Raw genomic sequence first — 21079 nt, forward strand, 5'->3', positions numbered from 1 at the left:
TTTTAAAGTTTAAAATACCCTTTAATATCCTCACAAATTCTAAAGAAATTTACCCCATTAATAGTCGGATTTGTTTTAAAATATTCATACATTCCCACAAAACCACTTTCAAGCTCTTTAGACTTTACTCCATAGCTAATTGACAAAGCTGCTTCTATAAAAGCTGCTAGCTTATCACAATACTTCAAAGCCTTTCCATCAATAGCCTTAAAACGATCCTCATTCACTGCATCTAAACTACCACTATAAACACTTGGCTTGTTATTGAAAATACGATTTTCAAATTCATTTTTTACAAAGGCACTTTCTTCATTTTGTCCTTCTCTAATACCAAGTATATAGCTAAATTCTTCTCTAAAAGATAGTGGTATAAAAGGTAAAATTTTCTCATTAATAAGCTTCATTTCATATTCATTGATGATTTCATTTAAACCATCTATGCCATATTTTACCGGAGAGATGATATCTCTAGTTAAACTTTCAGGCAAATCATGAAACAAAGCACAATAAAAATTACTTTCTATTCTACCATCACATGCTTTTACTTCTAAAGAATAAAAATAAGACAAAATAGCCACCACAAGCATATGTCCTAAAACTGCAGTTTCTGGAATCCTTGGAGTTTGCGCCCATCTTTTTTGAAAACGCAAACGCCCGCTTAGATCGATTATTTTAGAAATTTTTTGATTAAGAGCTATTTTTCTTGCTCCGATTAATTCATAATAATCTTCTAATTCTTCTTCAACCTTAGCCTTAATCTCATCGATATCACTTAAAAACGAGCTAGTTTGATAAACTATATTAAACTCCCACCTTGTCGCAAAATACGAAGCAGCTTTTAAAATAAGCCTTTCTTTCGCATAATCTTTACCTTGTAAAAAAAGCTCATAGCGTTTTAAAAACTCACTATTTTCAATATCTTGAATCATCGGTGCGATTTTACTTAACACCCAAGCACTTACCTGCTCATTTTTTGCACGCGTTATTTCATGGTACACATCAGGGCGTATATCAGTCACTACTACCCTACTTAAAAACTCAAAAATCCCCGCTTCTATGATAAAGCGCATATTGACATCTTTTTCCATTTTAGCAATGAAATAAGCAATGATAAATTTATGTGCTTGCTTATCAAGCTCGACTAAATTTGTCATTCTAGGATAATCATTCCACCTTGATATAGAAGCAGCTTTAAAAATATGCTCTATTAATTCTACACTAATCATTTATTTCCTTTTTTTGCTGTGATTTTACTTTATTTTATAATCTTTAGCAAATTTTATTTTGATATTATGATTTAATGTTTTATTATTAAGTAATGCAATAAGAAGAATTTGAGATTAACAAGCTTATGTCAATAAAAATTATAAAACTAGCTTTAAATCATCAAAAAAGCTCTTTTGTTTTATAGAGTGTATATCCTTCATAATAATAGCTTGCGTCAATCCCTCTTGCAAAAATATTAAAACTATAAATATCATCACTCAAAGCATTTTGAAGTAAAATTTTTATCTCTATATCTTTAATAGGACTTCTTTGCATAGCCATTATATAATCATCTTTATCAATCAAACTCCAATCAATCACTTTTTTCAACTCTTTTTTAAGTATTAAATCAAGCCAAATTCTCATGCTTCTGCCATTTCCTTCTCTAAAAGGATGAGCTACATTCATTTCTACATATTTTTCTACAATTTGTTCAAAGCAAGATTGTTCCATAAGTTCTATTTTTTTAATTGCCTCATGTAAATAAACAGCAGGAGCAAATCTAAAATTTCCTTTTGAAATATTTACCTCTCTTATTTTTCCTGCAAAATCATAAATATCTTCAAATAATTTTTGATGAATTACCCTTAAGCTTTCAAAACTTCCTGCTTTTAATGTATCTAAAAAACCACTTTCAAATAAAGCTTTTGCCTTTAGTTTGCTTATTCTTTCTTCTTCTTTGGCCAATTCTAGTTGATTTTTTATACCAAGTTTATTTGTAAGTATCATTTTAAACCTTTAAAGTTTATATTTTATAAGATATTTAATATAAACTTTATTAAATTTATGACTTAAAACTCTTTTGTTTCGTTTAACTTAAGATAAATTTCATCATTTTTACCAAGTTCTTTATGATGATAAATGCTAAAAATATGTCCTTCCAAACTCACACTTATCTCATAAAAATCCCCATAAAATACGCATTCTAAAACGCTAGCTTTTAAAGGGGTTTGTGAAGTTGAAATTTGTATATCATTAGGGCGCAAAATGCCATTTTTACTTTGCAAATATGCTTTGAATTTCTCATCCAAAATTGTATTTGGATCTATAAAAAATGCCTCGCCCAAAAAGCAAGCACTATCTATATTTTTAGGCTTATAAAAAAGCTCTTTAGCGCTTCCATAGTCTAAAATTTTCCCATCCTTAATCAAAGCGATATTATCTGATAAATAAAAAGCATCGTCTTTATCATGTGTGACAAAAATAGCACTAAGCTTATGTTCTTTCAAGATATTTTTGATTTCTTTGCGCATTTTAACGCTTAAAGTGTGATTTAAATTTGAAAAAGGTTCATCAAAAAGTATGATTTTTGGCCTTGCGACTATGGTTCTTGCTAGTGCTACTCTTTGTGCTTGCCCACCGCTTAGCTCATTTGGATAGCGCTTTAAAAGCGTATTTAAATTTAAAATTTCTAAAACTTCATCAAGTCTTTGTTTTTGCTCGTTTTTACTTAAAGAGCTTATACCAAAGCATATATTTTCTTCTACATTTAAGTGCGGAAACAAAGCATAATCTTGAAACAAAACCCCCACATCACGCTCTTGAGGGGCTAAATACACATTCTTAGAAGCAACTAATTTATCCCCTATATAAATACTACCATCATTTATTTCAAAAAAACCTGCTATACAACCAAGCAAAGAACTCTTACCACAGCCACTTTCTCCCAAAATACTGACAATCTCACCTTCTTTTAAGCTCAAAGAAATTCCTTTTAAAACCTCTGTTTTTCCAAAAGATTTGTAAAGATTGTCAATTTTTAAGATTTCCATTATTGTCCTTTTTGGTTGTTTTTATTTTGCAAATAATGCATTAAAAATGTAGGGATAATCCCAAATAACACTATAATTAAAGATGGCAAAGAAACATTGTAAATTAACTCATTTTCACTATAAGCAAATACAAGCGATGAAAGCGTTTGAAAACCTGAAGGTGAAAGTATAGTCGAAATAGGCAATTCTTTTAAAATATCCACACAAATAATCACCACAGCTAAAGCTAAATAATGCTTCATCAAAGGAAAATGAATTTGAGTGAAAATTTTAAATGGTTTTGATTTTAAGGTTAAATTTGCATAGTCTATATTTTTAGAAATTCGTTCATAGCCTGATTGAGTTGCAAAAATCCCTGAAGCTAAAAACCTCACAAAATACCCAAAAAACAACACCAAAAATCCACCACCTATGGCATATTCAAAAGATAAAAGATCAAAAATATAATTTAACACACCCAAAATCACTAAAATTCCCACAGCTACCACAGCTCCAGGTAAAGAATACCCCAAAGTCGTAAGCCAAAGGATGATTTTAGAAGCTTTTGTATCATTTAAACGCACCACAAAACACAAATAAAATGCCACCCCTACAATAGCAAAAGAACTCATCAAAGCCACGCTAAGGCTATAAAATGCAGGTGTTAAGACATTGCTTAAATTTTGCATAAAATCAAACCCGGCCCAATAAACAAGCCATATAATAGGTACGACAAAGGCTAAAAATGCCACCAAAAAGCACCACAAAAAGGCTAAAAATGCCTTAAAGCCTTTTAGCTCATCTTTTGGAGTAGGCAAAAATACATTTTGATTAAAACCTTTTTTACCTCTTTGAATTTTTTCTAAAAGCATTAAAAGTGCGATAAATACAAGCAAAGCCACGCTTAAAGCCACAGCACTCACTTCATCACCGCCACTTCCCCATGTTCTAAAAATTCCTGCACTAAAAGTATCTACACCAAAATACGCCACCAAGCCATAATCACTCAAAACCTCCATAGCCACCAACAGCAAAGCACCCACTATACCCACACGGCAAAATGGCAAAATCACTTTAAAAAATGTTTTTAAATTAGAAGCCTTAAGTGTTTTAGCACTTAAAATGATATTTCCAAGTCCATAAGCAAAGGTATTTTTAGCAAAAAAATACACATAAGGATAAAGTGCAAAAGATAAAATCACAATCACACCATATGCGTTCATGATATCTATACGCCTATCAACGCCTAAAAGCGTGGGAATTAAACCTTGAAATTCAAACAAATCAATCCAAACAAAACCCATCACATAAGAAGGTATAGCCAAAGGTAAAATCAAAAACCATTCAAAAAATTTCGAGCCAAAAAATTTATAAAAAGCTATCAAATAAGCACTAACTAAACCTATAATCAAACACAGCACTAAAGTACCAAACAATATAAAAGCACTACCAAAAATATATCGTGGCAAGACATTTTTACTCAAATGTTTTAAGGTATTAATATCTATAAAAGGAAGGTGTAAGATAATGGCAAGTATAGGCAGTATGATTAAACTACAGAAAAAAAAGGTGGCAAAAGACCACCTTAGACTTAAAAATTTCAAATTTTATTTTTCCTTAATTATTTCCATTGAACTTCATCAAAGATCATTAAAGATTCTTTAGCATTACCCCAGTAAGCTTCAAAATTTGGTTTTTCGATTTTAAACTCGCCCCATGATTGTAAAATTTTAGCAGGTTTTACTTCTTTATTTACCGGATACTCATAGTTTTGGTTTGTTAAAATTTCTTGTGCTTCTTTTGAAAGCATAAACTCGATAAATTTAACAGCAGCTTCTTTATTTTTAGAAGTTTTTAAAACACCTATACCACTTACATTGATATGCGTTCCTCTATCATCTTGGTTTGGAAAAATCACTTTTACTGAATTTGCAGCTTCAACATCTTTAGAATTTTTTGAATTTGCTAAGTGTCCTAGATAATAACTATTTGATATAGCTACATCGCCTTCTTTTGCATAGATTGCACGAATTTGATCACGATCCCCACCTTTTGGAGTGCGTGCAAGATTATTTGCTATGCCTTGCGCCCATTCTTTTGCTTTTTCTTTGCCCAAAGTATCAATCATTGCACTTAACAAAGAAATATTATAAACATTATTTGAACTTCTTACTAAAACTTTACCTTTAAATTTAGGATCGGTTAAATCCTCATAAGTTTTAATCTCTCCATCTTTAATTCTATCTTTAGAAGCGATGATGATTCTTGCTCTTGTTGTAAAAGCATACCATTCGTTGTTTTTACCTCTTAGCTCTTTTGGAGAAAGTTTTTCTAACTCAGGTGAGCTAACTGATACAAAAAGATTATTTGTGCGAACTTGTTCTAAATTTCCCGCATCAGCAGTCATAAACAAATCTGCCTTTGAATTTTTACCTTCAACTTCTAATCTTTTAGCAAGCTCATTAGCCTTAGCTTGCACCACATTTACACTAATGCCTGTTTTTTCTTGAAATAATTTGAAAATTCCTTTATCAGAATCATAGTGACGATGAGAATAAATCGTAAGCTCTTGAGCGCTTAAACTCATAGCAGCTAGTAAAGATAGTAAAACTACTTTTGCTTTCATTTTATAAATTTCCTTAATTTTAAATTTTGAAATTGATAAGGATTATTATATTAATAATTCACTTTATATTTACTTAAATTGATACATATAATCATTTTAAAATAAAATAATACAAAATTAACATAAATCAAGATATTTTTTCTCTCATTTTTATATAATCATCAAAAATACAATATACAAAGGAGAAAAAATGACACAAGAACAAATTCAAATCATCAAAGATTGTGTGCCGGTTTTACAAAAAAATGGCGAAGTTTTAACTAAAGAATTTTATAAAATCATGTTTGAAGAATATCCTGAAGTAAAACCTATGTTTAATATGGAAAAACAAGCTTCAGGCGAGCAACCAAAAGCTTTAGCAATGGCTATTTTAATGGCAGCAAAAAATGTAGAAAATTTAGAAAATATGAGAAGCTTTGTTGATAAAGTAGCTATCACTCATACAAAATTAAATGTCAAAGAAGAACATTACCCTATAGTAGGCGCTTGTCTTTTAAAGGCTATTAAAGTAGTATTAAATGCAGATGAAACTACACTAAAAGCTTGGGAGGAAGCTTACAAAGCTATCACACAATTTTACATAGACATTGAAAAAGAAATTTATGCAAAAGCTAAGTAATCATAGGCTTTGATTTTCAAAGCCTATTTTAAAAACGCTATCCCTGCTTTAGCTATTTTTACATCCTCATCTAAGTGTGCTCCACCCACACCTATACCACCAACAACAACTCCATCTATAAAAATCGGCACCCCACCAGGCATAATGGAAAACTTATCATCTAAATAACGAATATCCTCAGGTATTTTACCCTCTTTTACACCTTTAAAAATAACTGCTGTTTCTCTTTTTTGTGAAGTGGCTGTGTAAGCTTTTTTATAACTAGCATTAAGCGTATGTACACCCGCTTTATCATCTCTTAAAACCGCTAAAATTTGACCGGATTTATCTACTATGGTAATACTTACATGAAAGCCATTTTTTCTTGCTTCTTTCTTTGCAAGCTCCAAAATCCCTTCAACCATTTGTGTAGTTAGCACAGGCTCTTTTACAAGCTCAAAAGATTTTGCCATCAAACTTACTCCTAAAAATACACATAAAATAAGTAATTTTTTCATTTTTTTCCTTTAAAATTTTTCTACCGCATTTTTTGCTAATTCTTTTATATCGCCTTTTAATTCACAAATTTGACCATTTTGTGCGAGTAAAATTCTATCAGCCATATCAAAATACACATCATCATGAGTTATAGCAAATATAGTAATACCTTTTTGCTTTAAAAGTGGCAAAAGTTTAGTATAAAAAAACTTCCTAAACATAGGATCTTGATCGGCAGCCCACTCATCTAAAATCAAAATATCTCTTTTTTCAAGCAAAGCATTAAGCATAGCTAGACGCTTTTTTTGTCCAGCTGAGAGCTTTATAGTGCTAAAAGTATTTTCTACAAGCTCTACTTTTTCATTAAGTTCTAAAATTTCAAGCCAGTATGCTAAGTCCTCTTTGCTAAATTTTTCATCTTCTAAAACATGCTCAAACAAATGAAAATCACTAAAAATCGCACTAATTAAACTTCTATACTCATACATATTTTCCGAAGTTACTTTTTCATCATCTAAAAAAATGCTTCCTTTAAAATCTGTAAAAAGCCCTGCTAAAATCATAGAAAAAGTAGATTTACCGCTACCATTTTTACCTATTAAAAATACACATTCGCCTTTTTTAAGCTCAAAATTTACAGGTTTTAGTGCAAATTTTTCATTGTATGCAAAAGATACATCTTTAAAAGAAAGTTTTTGCCAAGTTTTTTTATTTTGACTGAGTTTAAACTCATGAGAATAATTTTCTAAATTTAAATTTGAAATTTTATCTAAAGCGATTTTTGCCATCATAAGCGTAGGAAAACTTCCTATCATAGCTCCAAGTGGCGCTCTTAAAAAAAGCACACTTAAAGCAATAGTCGTAGCGCTTTGCAAACTAGCAAGCTCATAATTTAAAGCTATATAAAACTCCACTCCTACTAAGGCTAGCATAGCACTATTGCTCCAGTTGTTAGATAAAATATGCAAGATATTTCCCATAGTGGAGCTTTTTTTCTTTTTCAGAGCATTTTTTTCAAACTCATTTTCATAATAATACTTTGCTCTTAAAGGATTTAAGGTTAGTTCCTTATGTCCTTGTAAAATATTTTGATAGTTTTTTTGCAAAGCATCATCATTTTCCCTAGCATTTTTAAAATAAAAATACACCTTGCTCATCAAAAAATTATCCACCAAAAAAACACACACTATCCACGCTAAACACAAAAAGAAAATTTCTAAAGAAAGATAAGCTATATAAGCACTTACACAAATGATCAAAACACTTGATTGTATAAATTCAGGAAGCCTTAAAAGCCCAAAAGAAATACTACGCACATCATTATCCAAAGAAGCTAAAATCTTTGCTTTAGTAGTGTTTAAAATACTCAAAACACTTGTGTCTAAAATTTGCTTTACAACCCTTCTTTGCATTTTAAAAATAAAACTTTGCCCAAACGAGCTTAGAGTAATTTCTACAAAAGAAGAACTCGCAAAAAATACAAGCAATAAAAGCACAAAATACACGATGATATTTGAGTTTTCAAGGCTAGTTTTTAATAAAAACTCATTAATAAAAACTAAAGTCAATACACCTAGTAAGCTTGTAAAAATACTAAAAAGCAAAAAAAGAATGATTTTAAGTTTATTTTCTTTAAAAAGTATCAATATAAATTGCAACTTTAACTACCACTTAAAAAATACACCCTAGTAGCCAAGTCTTTAAAAGCTTTAGAGTGGATTAGACTTTGACAAGCTTTAGACTTTGAAGTGCTTGAAAATTCGCTTTGACTAAAAGCATTTAAAGCTTCATCTAGTTGAGTTTTTATACTTTGATTTTTAGGATCTTTCAAAACTTGATTTTTTAAATCTGCTATATTTTGGACTTTGCTTTTTTGAGCATTATCTACTATAAGCGCTAAAAGCAAAATGCTTTCTTTATCCACAAAAAGCACCTTAAAACACTGTTCATCATTTCCTACACTAAAATCAAGCTCTTTGGTAGAATTTTGCAAATTTGATAAATCTTCATTTTTTATATTTGCTACATTACTCATTAAAGCTATACTAGAAAGACTTTCATTTTTTAGCACATAAGCACTTATATCATTGATAAAAGTTTTTAAATTTCCCAAAGCTTGAGCTGTGCTTGCTTCATCTTTACTTGTGCTAAATTTTGGCAAAGCAACCGCAGCTAAAACCCCAAGTATGATCACCACAAACACAAGCTCTATAATAGTAAAAGTCTTTTTCATAATACGCCTTGTAAGTTTTTTACTTTAGGGCTTATAAGATCATCTTCAATACTTACAAATTCTTTACGTTCATAAGCTTCACAAGCCGCCCTTGCTATCATCAAAGCATTATCTGAGCAATACTCAAGCGGAGCTAGCAAAAGCTCACATTGATAGCTTTGGCATAAATGCTCTATTTGACTTCTTAAGCTTAAATTTGCACTAGCTCCGCCTACTATGCCAAAACGCTTAAATTTATACTCTTTAAAAATTTTTTCTAGCTTGTTTAAAATATGAGCTATGGCTGCTTTTTGAAATGCAAAAGCGATTTTACTTTTACGCTCTAAGTTTAACTCTTCTTTTAAAATTTCCAAACGCACTTGGTTTTTAAGTCCTGAAAAACTATAAGCTAAGTCTTTAGAACGAAGCAAGGGTATGCTAAATTCTAAATCACTTTCTTTTACATTTTTAGCTAAATTTTCTATGATAGCCCCACCAGGATAACCAAGCTCCATCATCTTAGCTACTTTATCAAAGCTTTCTCCAAAGCTATCATCAGTTGTTCTTGCTAGCTCTGTGATTTTACCTTGCTCATTAATAAAAAGCACCATAGTATGCCCACCACTTACAAGCAACACACCCATATCAAAACTAGCTTTTTTATCTAAAAACATAGAATAAATATGTCCTTTTAAGTGATTAATCGCTATAAGCGGTAAATTTAAACTAATAGCAAGCATTTTAGCCATAGCAACCCCACCTATCAAACTCACACTAAGACCAGGTTCGTTTGTAACTGCTATGGCACAAAGTTTATCAAAGTATTTTTGGCATTTTTCTAAGATTTTAGGTAAAGCCTTGCTGTGTAATCTTGCTGCAAGCTCAGGTACCACCCCACCATAAACACTATGAGCATTTTCTTGAGAAATCTTTGTATGAAAAATGCATTCAAAGCTGTTTTTATCTATGATAGCAATAGAACTATCATCACATGAGCTTTCTATGGCAAGGATTAAGCTTTTCATTGAAATTCCACTAAAATCATACCGATAAATTTGTCTTTTTCTTCTGCTTTTTCTATGGCTTTTGCAGGTATGTTTGCTTTTTTGATTTCTTTAAAATTTGTCTTTTTTTCTAAGGCTTGATCGGCTAAATTTGCATTTTTTAACTCATAAAATTCCACTCTATAAATTTTTCTTTTTTTATCTAAAGAATAACGACTTTGCATTTGATTTTTACTTATTTCTATACCGCTTTCATCATTACCCCTATCAAAACCTATGACATTAACCCTTACACCTACAATAGGAGGAATTTTAAAACTATTTTTTACCATGATTTTTTGAGCAAAATTTGTTTGTATATTTTTTCCATCTACTATCATTTCAACACTATCTAGGGCATTTGAAAACTCAAAGTATTCAGGGTATAGTCTAGTTTGCAAGCGATTTCCATAATTGACTGAGTATGAATTAGCATTTGAAATCACTGCTGTAATTTCATTGCTTGCTTCATAATTTAAAGCTTGGTTGGTGGGAAAAGGTAAAAAATTCACTCTATTAGCGGGTTTGTCAAGATAAAGTAAAATTTTATCATTAAAAAGTCTTACTTCCAAAGGCTTTTCAATGGCTCTATAAACCCCATTTGGAGTTAGATCAAAAGTTCTTTGAAATTCTATATTTGCCTTTTTTAGATAATACTCCACCGCCAAAAGATGATAATACACTCTTAAATGTGTTGGTAAATTTTTGCTCGCTTCATTAGCAAAGGCTGCTTTGTGATTTGACACTACAAAATAAGTTAAAGCCTTTAGCATATCTTTGTCATTGCTTTCTTGGGTTTTGGTGTTTTTTAAATGATATTGATGTTCTTCTTTTACCAAGGCTTTATTGATATTCTCTACCGCTTCTTTAGCTATGCTTTCTAAGTCTGCATATTTTGTAGAATTTACCTCACTTTGATCGATAATGCTAGTGTTACCCCAGCGGTTTGGGTTTTTATCTTTGCTTTCATATTGTGGTCTATAAAAACCACTTCCATCGTGTAAATTTATGACCATATTAACTTCAGGATCTAAAATAAGCTTTTTTATACGCTCTATGGTGTGAAAATCAGGATCGTTTTCATCTATATGGGCAAATTTTCTATTTAAATCTCCAAAATTTCCCCTATTTCTAGCGATAATACTTTCAAAAGCCAAATTTGGCGCAACGATAATTTTACCTTTAGTGATATTATAATCACTCAAAAGCAAGCTAGCTGCATGAAACCCACCTGGCTCATCTCCTTGTATGCCTCCAAGGATTAAAACTGTGTTGTTATCATCTAAACTTTTTCCATTTTCTTTCACACTAAATTCTAAAGCAAAAACTGCATTTATAAAAATCAAAATACTTAAAAAATATCTCACTTCATTTCCTTATCTAAATAAAGCCTTACTTGTTTATCGTACTCAAAAACATCTTCAATTTGGTTAATCTTTGGCACACCAAAATGATCTAATGCTTTAAAAATTCCTTTAGCTATGTCTAAAAACTGTGCTTTTTGGGCTAAAAATTGATACACCATATACTCATTTGCACTATTTATAATCACACCCAAGTCAGGCTCTTTCAAAAGTTCATCTTTGAGTGAAAATATAGGATATTTTTTTAAACTAATTTTTTTAAATTTTAAACTTGGCATAGCTAATAAATCTAAATTTTCTATAAAGCTTTGATCATGCTCATCTAAAATCGCTTGAGCTATAGACAAACGCATATTTGCATGAGAAAAATACGCACTTATACCACCATCTTTAAATTCACATAAAGCATGCACTAAAGATTTTCTTTCTATCAAAGCATCTATTTGCTTAATGCCATAAAGATGATAAGCTTCGATGATTTCAAAAAGCTTATTGCACATACTAGCACTATCTATGGTGATCTTAGCCCCCATGCTCCAGTTGGGGTGCTTAAGGGCTTCTTTTACGCTAACATTTTTTAAATCTTTGATTTTATAATTATAAAAGGCCCCGCCACTTGCTGTGATGAAAAGTTTTTTAATGTTTTTTCTTTTATCTATCAAACACTTTAGTGCTGCGTGTTCGCTATCTATAGCTTTAACCTTAGAAGTGTCAAAAAATTTCCCTGCTACTACTAGGCTTTCTTTATTTGCTAGGGCTAAAGTTTTACCAAGTTTTTGTGCCATAAGACTTGAGTTTAACCCTGCAAAACCTACTATAGCATTTATCACCAAAGAGCTTTTACACTCAGCTATCATCGCTTTTAAGCCCTCTTGGCCACAAAAAATCTTATCATGATCAACCAAGGTTTTATCTTTTTCATCTTGGATACATACAAATTTAGGTTTAAAAAGAGCTATTTGCTCATTTAAAAGCTTGATATTTTTACCACAAGATAAAGCTTCTATGCTTATGTTTTTTTCTTTAGCAATAAAAAGAGTATTAACCCCTATACTTCCCGTGCTTCCAAGTACAATCATACTAAAGTTGCCATTGCAAATGCTGCAATGATAACAGCATCAATTCTATCTAAAACTCCCCCATGCCCTGGGATTAAATTACCGCTATCTTTAATGCCTGCTTGTCTTTTAAAATAGCTCTCAAGCAAATCCCCTATCACAGCAAAAATAGCTACGATTAAAGATATATAAATACTTTTTACTAAGCTAAATTCAAAAGAGCCTATGATAGTTCCTAAAATCCCTGCACAAACTATGCCACCTACTACACCTTCTAGAGTTTTATTTGGACTTGTTGGAGAAAAAGCTCTCTCGCCAATGAGTTTTCCTATAAAATACGCCCCACTATCACAAGCAACAACAATCACTATAAGCCAAAACAATACAAACATACCCTCATAGCTTAATACTTGATAAAGCATTAAAATAGGTAAAGTAGGATATATATAAGGCATAAGCTCATTTAAATTTTCACTTTTTTTATAAACTAAATATCCCAAAATCAAAATCAAAGCCATAAGACCTATAAAGAAAGGTTTATCTAAAAATGCTCCTATTGCAAAAATACACAAAGCCACAAAAGCACTTGCGTGTTTGCTTTTAAACATAGCTTTTGCTTCATTAAATGCCAAAAACAATAAAACACCAAAAATAGCAAAATTAATCAAAAAATTATCCACTAAAGCAACAACAGCTATCACAGCTATCATCACAATAGCACTAAGAATTCTTGTCTTTGAAAACATTTTTATCCTTTCTATATACTTAAATCAAGCAAATGAGAGCTTTTTTTAACTACTTCTTGCTCTTCTTGTTCATCTTCATCTTCTTGCTCTTGTTCTTGATGATGTTTAGAATGCTTTTTTTCTTCCTCTTGTCTTTCTTTTACCTCATCGCTTACTTCGTGAGTTTGATTGACTTTTTCAAGTTTTTCAACTGTTTTTTCTTTTGCTTGAAACTCACTCATATTCACTAAAGTCGCAAAAGAATCTTTTGCTAGCTCATTGCTTACTTGTGCTGAATGTACCGGTGTATTTTGGTTAGCATAATTAACGCCACCTATGGGACTTATAGGCATATTCACTCCTTTAAAATGCTTATAGTCTTATAATTTGTATAATTTACAAAAGCCTTTTCTCTAACCTTAACAAAATTCTTACTCGTATAATCGACCAAATAAGCTCCAGAGCTTAGCTTGGAAAATTCCACACAAAGTTTTGCTGCAAATTCTAGCACTAATTGACTTATTTTTAATTTATTTGAAGTAATGATCACATGCGCACTAGGATAATCTTTTACATGCAACCAAATATCATCTTTTTTAGCTATTTTTAACAAGTATTCATTAGCTTTTTCATTGCACCCTACACTGATTTTAAACTCATCAAAATAAAAACTACTAACCCCTGCATTTAACTCTTCTTTTTTGGTTTTTTTACTTTTTTTAGGCATTAAAACTTCTAATTCTCGCAAAGAAGTGCTTTTAGTGATTAAATCTTTTAAATTGATTAAAAAATCAAGTTTTTCACTTAAAATTTCTCTTTCTATATTAATATTTTTAGCCTTTTGTTTTAGCTTTTTAGCCATTTTGTAAAATTCATTTGCACTATTTTTAGGTGTATCTTCGAGTTTAAAAGCAAGTTCATTTGCATTAAAATCTTGCAAAATAAATTCTCTTTGATAATCTTTTAAAGAATTTAAATTAGCAAATAAAACATCTGCTTTTTGGCTTAATTCTTGAGCTTTTTTTAACAAATTACTTTCTTGCTCTAAATTTTCTATACTCTCTTTAAGAGTAAAGATTTTTTTATCTACATTTAAAAGTTTATTTTCTTTTATGTCTTTTAAACGATCTTGTTGTAACTTTTTAGCACTTTCTTTAAAATACACATTAAAATCATCAATCTTTACAAATTCTTCTTTGATCTCATAAGCTTTTAAAGCTTGAAGTTTTTCGCCTATTTTTACAATACGGTAGCTTTTATCTATATGACGCAAAGCTTCTATGATAATATCATTAGTGTCTGTGATGATTACATTAGTGTTTTTTCCTGTAAATTCAAAATAAATCTTAGCCCCATAAGCTTTGTAAGATTTTTCTGATAAAACTTCAAAAGATAAAATTCTATTATTTTCTAATACTTCTAAATTTAAAATCTTTGCGTTTGAAAAGTATTTTTTTAACATAAAATCAAAAGGTGCGTTATAGACTTTTGCTTGGAGTTTATCTTGGTAAATTCCACTTTTTCCACGCGTTAAGTCTAGTATAAAAGCTTGATGATCTAAACTAAGCTCTAAGATATTATCATCAAGGCGTTTGAGATAATTTAGTCTTTGAAATTGTTTAAAATAATCTTTTATTTGTATTAAATCTGTATATTTCATAAATGTATTATAAAATATTTTGATGAATTTATGAGGTTTTTATGAATGAAAAAATTCCCTATCCTTGTGTGATTTTATGTGGCGGAAAGTCTTCACGTATGGGAGAAGATAAAAGCTTATTGCAAGTAGATGATAAAAACTTAACTCTTTATCAATATGAAAAAATGTCAAGAATTTTTAATCAAGTTTTTATTAGCACCAAAAAAGATAAATTTCATCAAAAAAACTTAGCTCTTATTTTAGATGAGGATTTAAACAACTATTCTCCACTCATTGCCTTAAATTCCATACTTAAACATTTTCAAAACACCTATGTATTTATCCTTAGTGTAGATACTCCAAACATAAGCAAAGAAAGTATTTATAAGCTTTTTCATCATCTAAAAGCGCAAAACATACTCTTAGCAAGCACAAAAAAACACAAGCATTATTTATGTGGATTTTATCATAGTAAAATTTTTGAAAAAACTTTGCAATTTTTACAAGAAAATAACCACAAACTAGCCCTTTTTTGTGATACAATGAAAGCAGAATTTATAGAATTTGAAAATGAAAATGAATTTATAAATTTAAATTATTTTAACGAATATAAAAAGTGGCTTTATGAAAAAAACAATTCTACCCATACTATGTGCTTTTAGTGCCTTAGCAAATGAGGATTTAATCAATCAAGCCTTAGAATATGAAAGGCAAGGTAAGTATAAAAAGGCTATGCAAATTTATAAAAGCTTAGCTTTAAAAGATACAGCAAAAACAAAAAATTTAGAACTTTCTCTTAATAATGAGCAAAATACAACAAAAGAACGTAAAATAGATGATTTTAACCCAAGAAGTGAAGCTTTGGCAAATTACCTTGGCACAGAAAAATCATACAATCCTTTTGGCATTAGCACGCATAATCTTAGTTATTTTATGCCTGTTTCTTATAGTTTTAGCAAAAGAGATTATAAAAGCACTGAAACTAAATTTCAAATTAGTCTTAAAAAAACTCTTTTTGAAAATCTTTTAGGTTTAAACGAAAGCTATAACATAGCTTATACACAAATTTCGTGGTGGCAACTTTATGAACATTCATCGCCTTTTAGAGAAACTAATTACTTGCCTGAATTTTTCATCAATTTTCCTATAAGTGGGCATGGGACTTTTGAAAATTTAAAAAATATACGCGTTGGCTTATTGCACGAATCAAACGGGCAAGATGATCCAGATTCAAGATCCTGGAATAGAATTTATCTAAGCAATGCGTGGTTTTTTGGAGACTTTGTGTTTATACCTAGAGTTTGGCTAAGAATTCCTGAAAAAAGCTCAGAAGATGATAATCCTGATATAGAAAAATATTTGGGCAACTTTGATATCAATCTTGCTTATACCCAAGATGATTATTTTATCAATATCTTATGGCGTAATAATTTAAATTTTGCTAATAACCGCGGTGCAGTAGAAATAAGCGGAGCTTATAAAATTTCTAACAATGGCTTGTATATTTACACTCAGTATTTTAATGGTTATGGTGAGAGTCTTATTGAGTATAATAAATCTTCAAGCAGACTCTCAAGTGGAATTTTGCTAATGTATTAAAGCAAGCAAAATGCTATAACACTACCTAAAATAAGCAAAGAGCCATTAAAACATAAAAAGGTTGGTACGCAAGTATCTTTGATGTGATCACCTTGCTTATCTGCATTAAGCCCTACACTCACTCCCAAAGTCGTTTCACTAGCAGGCGATCCTGCATCGCCTAAAGCTCCGGCAACACCGATGATAAAAATAATCGCAGCAGGCGAAAAACCAAGCTCTATACATATAGGACAAAACAAAGCAGCAATGATAGGAATAGTACCAAAAGAACTGCCTATGCCTATGGTGATTAAAAGACCTATAGCTAGCATGATAAAAATAGCTAAAAAGTGACTTTGCTCCATAAAAGGCACGCTTGTTTTTACAAGCTCAGCTATACCCCCACTTTGTTTTAAAACCTCTCCATACCCTGAAGCAACAAGCATTACAAAGGCTATATAACCCATAATCTTAAGCCCATCATCAAAGACTAGATTAACTTTGTTATACTCTACTCCACCCAAAATCACCATCAACACAAAACCCAAAAGCCCTGATAAAGGTAAATTGTGCGTTAAAATTTGCAAAATCAAAGTCAATCCAAGGCCAGCTAAAACACCCCATTCTTTTTTACTCATTTTTAAATTTTCAAAATCCATTTTGGCAATTTGCTCTTCTTGATATTCTCTTGGTTTAGCATAAAATACAAACACAGCCAAAAACAAACCAACTAACATACAAATAGCCGCAAAAGCCATAGTTTGAGAAACTTCTCCTAGGCTAATTTGCACTCCATTTGAATTTAAATTATCCACAAGCAAAGTTTGAAAAATAAGCCCAAATCCCAAAGGTACCACCATATAAGGAGTTGTAAGTCCAAAAGTTAATGCACAAGCTATGGCTCTACGGTCTATTTTTAATTTATTAAAAAGTTTTAACAAAGGTGGAATCAATAAAGGCACAAAAGCCACATGGATAGGGATTAAATTTTGTGAAAAACAAGCAATAAATGCCAAAGAAAGTATAAGTAAATATTTTTTATGTGAAATATAATGCGAAACTATTTTAATCAAATATGCCGTTAGATTAGTTTTTGATATAGCAGCAGCCACTGCTCCAAGTAAAATATAACTTAATGCTGTTTGTAAATTTCCTTGCATGCCATCAATTAAAACTTTCATAGAATCCATCATAGCTTGCGGAAGTTGAGTAAAAAACTCCATCAAAGTTAAATGCTCTACATTCATAAATTTAGACCAAACACCTACAAAAAGCCCAGAAAGCAAAACACTAAGTAAAACATTAAACCTAAAAAAACACAAAAGCGTCATTAATACAACGCCTATAAATACCGGATTAGTTAAAAGCATTACATTCCTTAAATTAAAATAATTGCACATTTTAAATAATTTTCTTTAAAATACCATTTAAGTTTAAAAAATTTAAGCAAAAATTGCAAAATAAAAGCATAAAATGATAGTTTTTACTTTAAAAAAGGATACAAATGAGAAGTGACGCGATCAAAAAAGGACACTTAAAAGCACCAAATCGTTCTTTACTTAGAGCATGTGGCTTAAATGATGAAGATTTTAACAAGCCTTTTATAGGTGTGGCAAATAGCTATATAGATATCATCCCGGGGCATTTTTTCTTAAATGAATATGCAAAAATCATTAAAGATGAAATTCGCAAAAATGGTTGCATTCCTTTTGAATTTAATACTATAGGTGTTGACGATGGTATAGCTATGGGGCATGATGGTATGCTTTATTCTTTGCCAAGTCGTGAAATCATCGCAAACTCTATTGAAACAGTGATGAATGCGCACCAACTTGATGCACTAATTTGTATCCCAAATTGTGACAAAATCACTCCAGGTATGCTCATGGGGGCTTTAAGAGTTAATGTGCCAACTATTTTTGTGAGTGGTGGGCCTATGAGAGCAGGAGTAAATAAACACGGAGAAAAAATCAGCCTAAGTTCTGTTTTTGAAGCAGTGGGAGCCTATGAAGCTAAAAAAATCAATGAAGAGGATTTAAAAGATATAGAATGCAAAGCTTGTCCTAGCGGTGGATCTTGCTCGGGTATGTTTACTGCAAATTCTATGAATACTTTATGCGAGGCTATGGGCATAGCACTTGAAGGAAATGGAACTATTTTAGCACTTAGCAAAGAAAGAAAAGAGCTTTTAAGAAAGGCTGCGCGTAGAATTTGTGAGATTGTCCTAGATGAGCGTTTTAAAATTCGTAATATCATTACTAAAAAGTCCATTAACAATGCTTTAGTTGTTGATATGGCTATGGGTGGAAGCTCAAATACTATCTTACATATGCTTGCCATTGCTTATGAAGCAGGTGTAAATTTGGATATAAAAGAACTCAATCACATCAGCGCTAATGTAGCTCATATAGCCAAAATTGCTCCATCTTTAAATACTGTTTATATGGAAGATATACACAAAGCAGGTGGGGTAAGTGCGGTAATGGCTGAAATAGCTAAAAAACCAGGCCATATTTTAGAACTTGACACTCTAGATATTAGTGGAAAAACTTTAAAAGAACGCATTGAAAATGCTAACATAAAAGATGAAAACATTATAAGAAAAATAGACAATGCCTATTCAAATGTAGGTGGGCTTGCTATACTTTTTGGGAATTTAGCCAAGCAAGGCTGTGTGATAAAAACCGCAGGTATCATGGGCGAGCGTAAATTCAAAGGTAAAGCAGTTTGTTTTAACTCTCAAGAAGAAGCCATTAAAGGCATTATAAAAGGTAAAGTTAAAGAAGGCGATGTGTGTGTGATACGCTATGAAGGGCCAAAAGGCGGACCTGGTATGCAAGAAATGCTTAGTCCGACTTCATTACTCACGGGTATGGGGCTTGGTGCTAAAGTTGCACTTATAACAGATGGTCGTTTTAGCGGAGCTACAAGAGGACTTAGTATAGGTCACATTTCTCCTGAGGCTGCCGAAGGTGGGCTTATAGCGCTTTTAGAAGATGGCGATGAGATAGAAATTGATGTGGATACTTACAGCATTAATGCAAATTTAAACCAAGATGAAATCACCAAACGCAAAGCAAACTTTAAAATGCCCCATAAACAAATAAATTCAAGATGGCTTAAAATGTATCAAAAGCTTGTAAGCAATGCTAGCAAAGGTGGAGTTTTAGACTTAGAATAATTTTCTTAATTTCTTTAAGAAATTAAGAAATATCTTTTTAAATGTGAAAACAAAAATATGAAAAATTATGTTAAAGTGGCCGGGAGAAAGGGATTCGAACCCCTGGAGGTGTGACCCTCAACGGTTTTCAAGACCGCCGCTTTCGACCACTCAGCCATCTCCCGTAAAAGAATAAAAATATCAAGTATTAACATCGCATTGGAGGCGACATCCGGATTCGAACCGGAGATCAAGGCTTTGCAGGCCCATGCCTTACCGCTTGGCTATGTCGCCTTGAGTTACCAAAAAGTGGTGCCCGAGGCCGGACTTGAACCGGCACGGAAGAAAAATTCCGAGGGATTTTAAGTCCCTTGTGTCTACCAATTCCACCACCCGGGCGGGTGATAATGGAGCGGGAAACGAGATTCGAACTCGCGACCCCAACCTTGGCAAGGTTGTGCTCTACCCCTGAGCTATTCCCGCATTAAAATTGAAATTATATCTATTAAAGCTTAAAGATATATAAAAAATAATTTAAAATAATTTAAAAAATTACAATAAACAAATAAACTTATTAAAATTAATAATATTTTTATAATCAATATGATATAAAACGAGGTTTAATTTAATCAATATTAAAATATTGCAAAGGAGGTATTTATGTTCAGCTTTAAAAGCTTATCAAGTAAAATAACATTTATTACTTGTTTACTAATTGCAGTAATCTTAATTGTAGTTAATGTTATAAATTATTATGAATCTAAAAAAACAATTAATGAATATTTGTATGAAATACAAATGAAAACGATGTCAGATGTTGCAAAAGTATACGAGTTGTATGGAAGCTCAAAAAGAACAGCAATAAATTCTCTTGGACATTCAATCTCTTCCAAACCAAATATGCATCAAGACGAAATTATAGATATTTTAGGCACTCTAAAACAATCATCAGATTTTGAACTTGTTTACATTGGATTTGAAGACACTGGTAAAACTTATAGATCTAACAAAGTTATTAATGATATCACAAGTGGATATGATACTAAAAATAGACCTTGGTATAAAGAAGCAAAAGCCGCTGGCGAATTAATCGTTACTGAGCCTTATGTCTCTGCTTCTAGTGGTCAAGTGACTGTAACATATGCTGCACCAATTTATTCAGATGGCAAATTTATAGGTGTTGCAGCGGGAGATTATGATCTTTCAAGATTCTCAACCGATGTTTTATCACTAGGACACTCTAATAGTTCTTATGTTGCAGTTTATGATAGAGAAGGTGTTATAACCTTCCATGAAGATAAAGAAAAAATGCTTACTAAAAACGATTTAAGTATCAACATAGCTAATGCCATCAAAGCAAATCCTGATTTAGTTGATCCAAATAAAGAAGAAACCTTATTTTATGCTAAAGATGGAGCAGGTAAAACTCAAGTTGCAACATGTACACAAAGTTTAAACCCTAAATATATAATCTGTTCTATCACAGAAGAATCCGTATATACTGACGCAGTAAACAGATTGTTATTTCAACAAATTATAATTGCTATTATAGCTATAATAA

The 21079-nt window shown here is 31.3% G+C and carries 20 protein-coding genes and 4 tRNA genes; 5 read left to right on the forward strand and 19 right to left on the reverse strand.

Annotated elements, in window-relative coordinates; all coding sequences use genetic code 11:
- Positions 1-2 precede the first annotated feature (2 nt).
- The 5 genes from CAMP18497_RS06425 to CAMP18497_RS06445 all read right to left on the reverse strand — a co-directional run bounded on the left by CAMP18497_RS06425 (position 3) and on the right by CAMP18497_RS06445 (position 5643).
- A complete protein-coding gene (locus CAMP18497_RS06425) occupies positions 3-1226 on the reverse strand; it encodes an HD domain-containing protein (RefSeq protein WP_263677509.1) in 1224 nt (407 codons plus the stop codon).
- 160 nt (positions 1227-1386) lie between these two features.
- Positions 1387-1995, reverse strand: a complete 609-nt coding sequence (gene fic, locus CAMP18497_RS06430) for a protein adenylyltransferase Fic (RefSeq protein ID WP_263677511.1) — start codon at positions 1993-1995, stop codon at positions 1387-1389.
- Positions 1996-2057: 62 nt separating this feature from the next.
- On the reverse strand, positions 2058-3038 hold the full coding sequence (locus CAMP18497_RS06435; protein WP_263677512.1) for an ABC transporter ATP-binding protein: 981 nt from the start codon (positions 3036-3038) through the stop codon (positions 2058-2060).
- Positions 3038-4621: an ABC transporter permease gene (locus tag CAMP18497_RS06440; protein WP_337213263.1), complete on the reverse strand. Its 1584-nt coding sequence runs from the start codon at positions 4619-4621 to the stop codon at positions 3038-3040. The genes CAMP18497_RS06435 and CAMP18497_RS06440 overlap by 1 nt, the downstream gene beginning before the upstream one ends.
- 17 nt (positions 4622-4638) lie before the next feature.
- On the reverse strand, positions 4639-5643 hold the full coding sequence (locus tag CAMP18497_RS06445) for an extracellular solute-binding protein (protein ID WP_337213265.1): 1005 nt from the start codon (positions 5641-5643) through the stop codon (positions 4639-4641).
- Between the two features lie 190 nt (positions 5644-5833).
- Here CAMP18497_RS06445 and cgb point away from each other — a divergent pair, with 190 nt between their 5' ends.
- The gene (gene cgb / locus CAMP18497_RS06450) at positions 5834-6262 is read left to right on the forward strand and encodes a single-domain globin Cgb (RefSeq protein WP_337213267.1); all 429 of its coding nucleotides are present in this window, start codon (positions 5834-5836) and stop codon (positions 6260-6262) included.
- 23 nt (positions 6263-6285) lie between these two features.
- On the opposite strand, the gene CAMP18497_RS06455 is transcribed toward cgb, so the two are convergent.
- From CAMP18497_RS06455 to CAMP18497_RS06495, 9 genes are read right to left on the reverse strand one after another with little or no spacing between them, the layout of a single operon-like run.
- On the reverse strand, positions 6286-6759 hold the full coding sequence (locus tag CAMP18497_RS06455; protein ID WP_039619439.1) for a GlcG/HbpS family heme-binding protein: 474 nt from the start codon (positions 6757-6759) through the stop codon (positions 6286-6288).
- 9 nt (positions 6760-6768) lie between these two features.
- Positions 6769-8397, reverse strand: coding sequence for a multidrug ABC transporter permease/ATP-binding protein (locus tag CAMP18497_RS06460; protein ID WP_337213269.1), 1629 nt, complete (start codon positions 8395-8397; stop codon positions 6769-6771).
- A 2-nt stretch (positions 8398-8399) separates the two neighbouring features.
- Positions 8400-8972, reverse strand: coding sequence for a type II secretion system protein (locus CAMP18497_RS06465; RefSeq protein ID WP_337213271.1), 573 nt, complete (start codon positions 8970-8972; stop codon positions 8400-8402).
- Positions 8969-9976, reverse strand: a complete 1008-nt coding sequence (tsaD, locus tag CAMP18497_RS06470; RefSeq protein WP_337213273.1) for a tRNA (adenosine(37)-N6)-threonylcarbamoyltransferase complex transferase subunit TsaD — start codon at positions 9974-9976, stop codon at positions 8969-8971. The genes CAMP18497_RS06465 and tsaD overlap by 4 nt, the downstream gene beginning before the upstream one ends.
- A complete protein-coding gene (locus tag CAMP18497_RS06475) occupies positions 9973-11361 on the reverse strand; it encodes a M99 family carboxypeptidase catalytic domain-containing protein (RefSeq protein WP_263727253.1) in 1389 nt (462 codons plus the stop codon). The genes tsaD and CAMP18497_RS06475 overlap by 4 nt, the downstream gene beginning before the upstream one ends.
- Positions 11358-12437, reverse strand: coding sequence for a 1-deoxy-D-xylulose-5-phosphate reductoisomerase (gene dxr, locus CAMP18497_RS06480; protein WP_337213276.1), 1080 nt, complete (start codon positions 12435-12437; stop codon positions 11358-11360). Before dxr ends, CAMP18497_RS06475 begins: the two co-directional genes overlap by 4 nt.
- Positions 12434-13162: a phosphatidate cytidylyltransferase gene (locus CAMP18497_RS06485; RefSeq protein WP_087700494.1), complete on the reverse strand. Its 729-nt coding sequence runs from the start codon at positions 13160-13162 to the stop codon at positions 12434-12436. Before CAMP18497_RS06485 ends, dxr begins: the two co-directional genes overlap by 4 nt.
- An 11-nt stretch (positions 13163-13173) precedes the next feature.
- The gene (locus CAMP18497_RS06490; protein ID WP_263677523.1) at positions 13174-13494 is read right to left on the reverse strand and encodes a hypothetical protein; all 321 of its coding nucleotides are present in this window, start codon (positions 13492-13494) and stop codon (positions 13174-13176) included.
- Positions 13495-13496: 2 nt separating this feature from the next.
- Positions 13497-14801, reverse strand: coding sequence for an NFACT RNA binding domain-containing protein (locus CAMP18497_RS06495; RefSeq protein WP_337213279.1), 1305 nt, complete (start codon positions 14799-14801; stop codon positions 13497-13499).
- Positions 14802-14842: 41 nt separating this feature from the next.
- On the opposite strand from CAMP18497_RS06495, the gene CAMP18497_RS06500 reads away from it, so the two are divergent.
- Together CAMP18497_RS06500 and CAMP18497_RS06505 are read left to right on the forward strand one after the other, a co-directional pair.
- Positions 14843-15442: a molybdenum cofactor guanylyltransferase gene (locus tag CAMP18497_RS06500; protein WP_337213281.1), complete on the forward strand. Its 600-nt coding sequence runs from the start codon at positions 14843-14845 to the stop codon at positions 15440-15442.
- The gene (locus CAMP18497_RS06505; RefSeq protein WP_337213283.1) at positions 15405-16379 is read left to right on the forward strand and encodes a phospholipase A; all 975 of its coding nucleotides are present in this window, start codon (positions 15405-15407) and stop codon (positions 16377-16379) included. Before CAMP18497_RS06500 ends, CAMP18497_RS06505 begins: the two co-directional genes overlap by 38 nt.
- Here the strand turns inward: CAMP18497_RS06505 and CAMP18497_RS06510 are convergent.
- A complete protein-coding gene (locus tag CAMP18497_RS06510; RefSeq protein ID WP_442867794.1) occupies positions 16376-17728 on the reverse strand; it encodes a Na+/H+ antiporter NhaC family protein in 1353 nt (450 codons plus the stop codon). The two genes, CAMP18497_RS06505 and CAMP18497_RS06510, sit on opposite strands and share 4 nt — an antisense overlap.
- Before the next feature lie 134 nt (positions 17729-17862).
- Here CAMP18497_RS06510 and ilvD point away from each other — a divergent pair, with 134 nt between their 5' ends.
- Positions 17863-19539, forward strand: a complete 1677-nt coding sequence (gene ilvD, locus CAMP18497_RS06515) for a dihydroxy-acid dehydratase (protein WP_337213287.1) — start codon at positions 17863-17865, stop codon at positions 19537-19539.
- A 76-nt stretch (positions 19540-19615) separates the two neighbouring features.
- Here ilvD and CAMP18497_RS06520 read toward each other — a convergent pair.
- From CAMP18497_RS06520 to CAMP18497_RS06535, 4 genes are all read right to left on the reverse strand, one after another.
- Positions 19616-19703, reverse strand: a tRNA-Ser gene (locus CAMP18497_RS06520).
- A gap of 35 nt (positions 19704-19738) precedes the next feature.
- Positions 19739-19812, reverse strand: a tRNA-Cys gene (locus tag CAMP18497_RS06525).
- 16 nt (positions 19813-19828) lie between these two features.
- Positions 19829-19917: transfer RNA gene (locus CAMP18497_RS06530), tRNA-Leu, on the reverse strand.
- A gap of 9 nt (positions 19918-19926) precedes the next feature.
- Positions 19927-20001: transfer RNA gene (locus tag CAMP18497_RS06535), tRNA-Gly, on the reverse strand.
- 417 nt (positions 20002-20418) lie between these two features.
- Between CAMP18497_RS06535 and CAMP18497_RS06540 the strand changes: the two genes are divergently transcribed.
- The coding region (locus CAMP18497_RS06540; RefSeq protein ID WP_442867795.1) for a cache domain-containing protein at positions 20419-21079 on the forward strand (661 nt) is incomplete at its 3' end.

This window comes from Campylobacter sp. W0066.1, from assembly GCF_024723635.1.
GTDB lineage: Bacteria > Campylobacterota > Campylobacteria > Campylobacterales > Campylobacteraceae > Campylobacter_D > Campylobacter_D lari_C.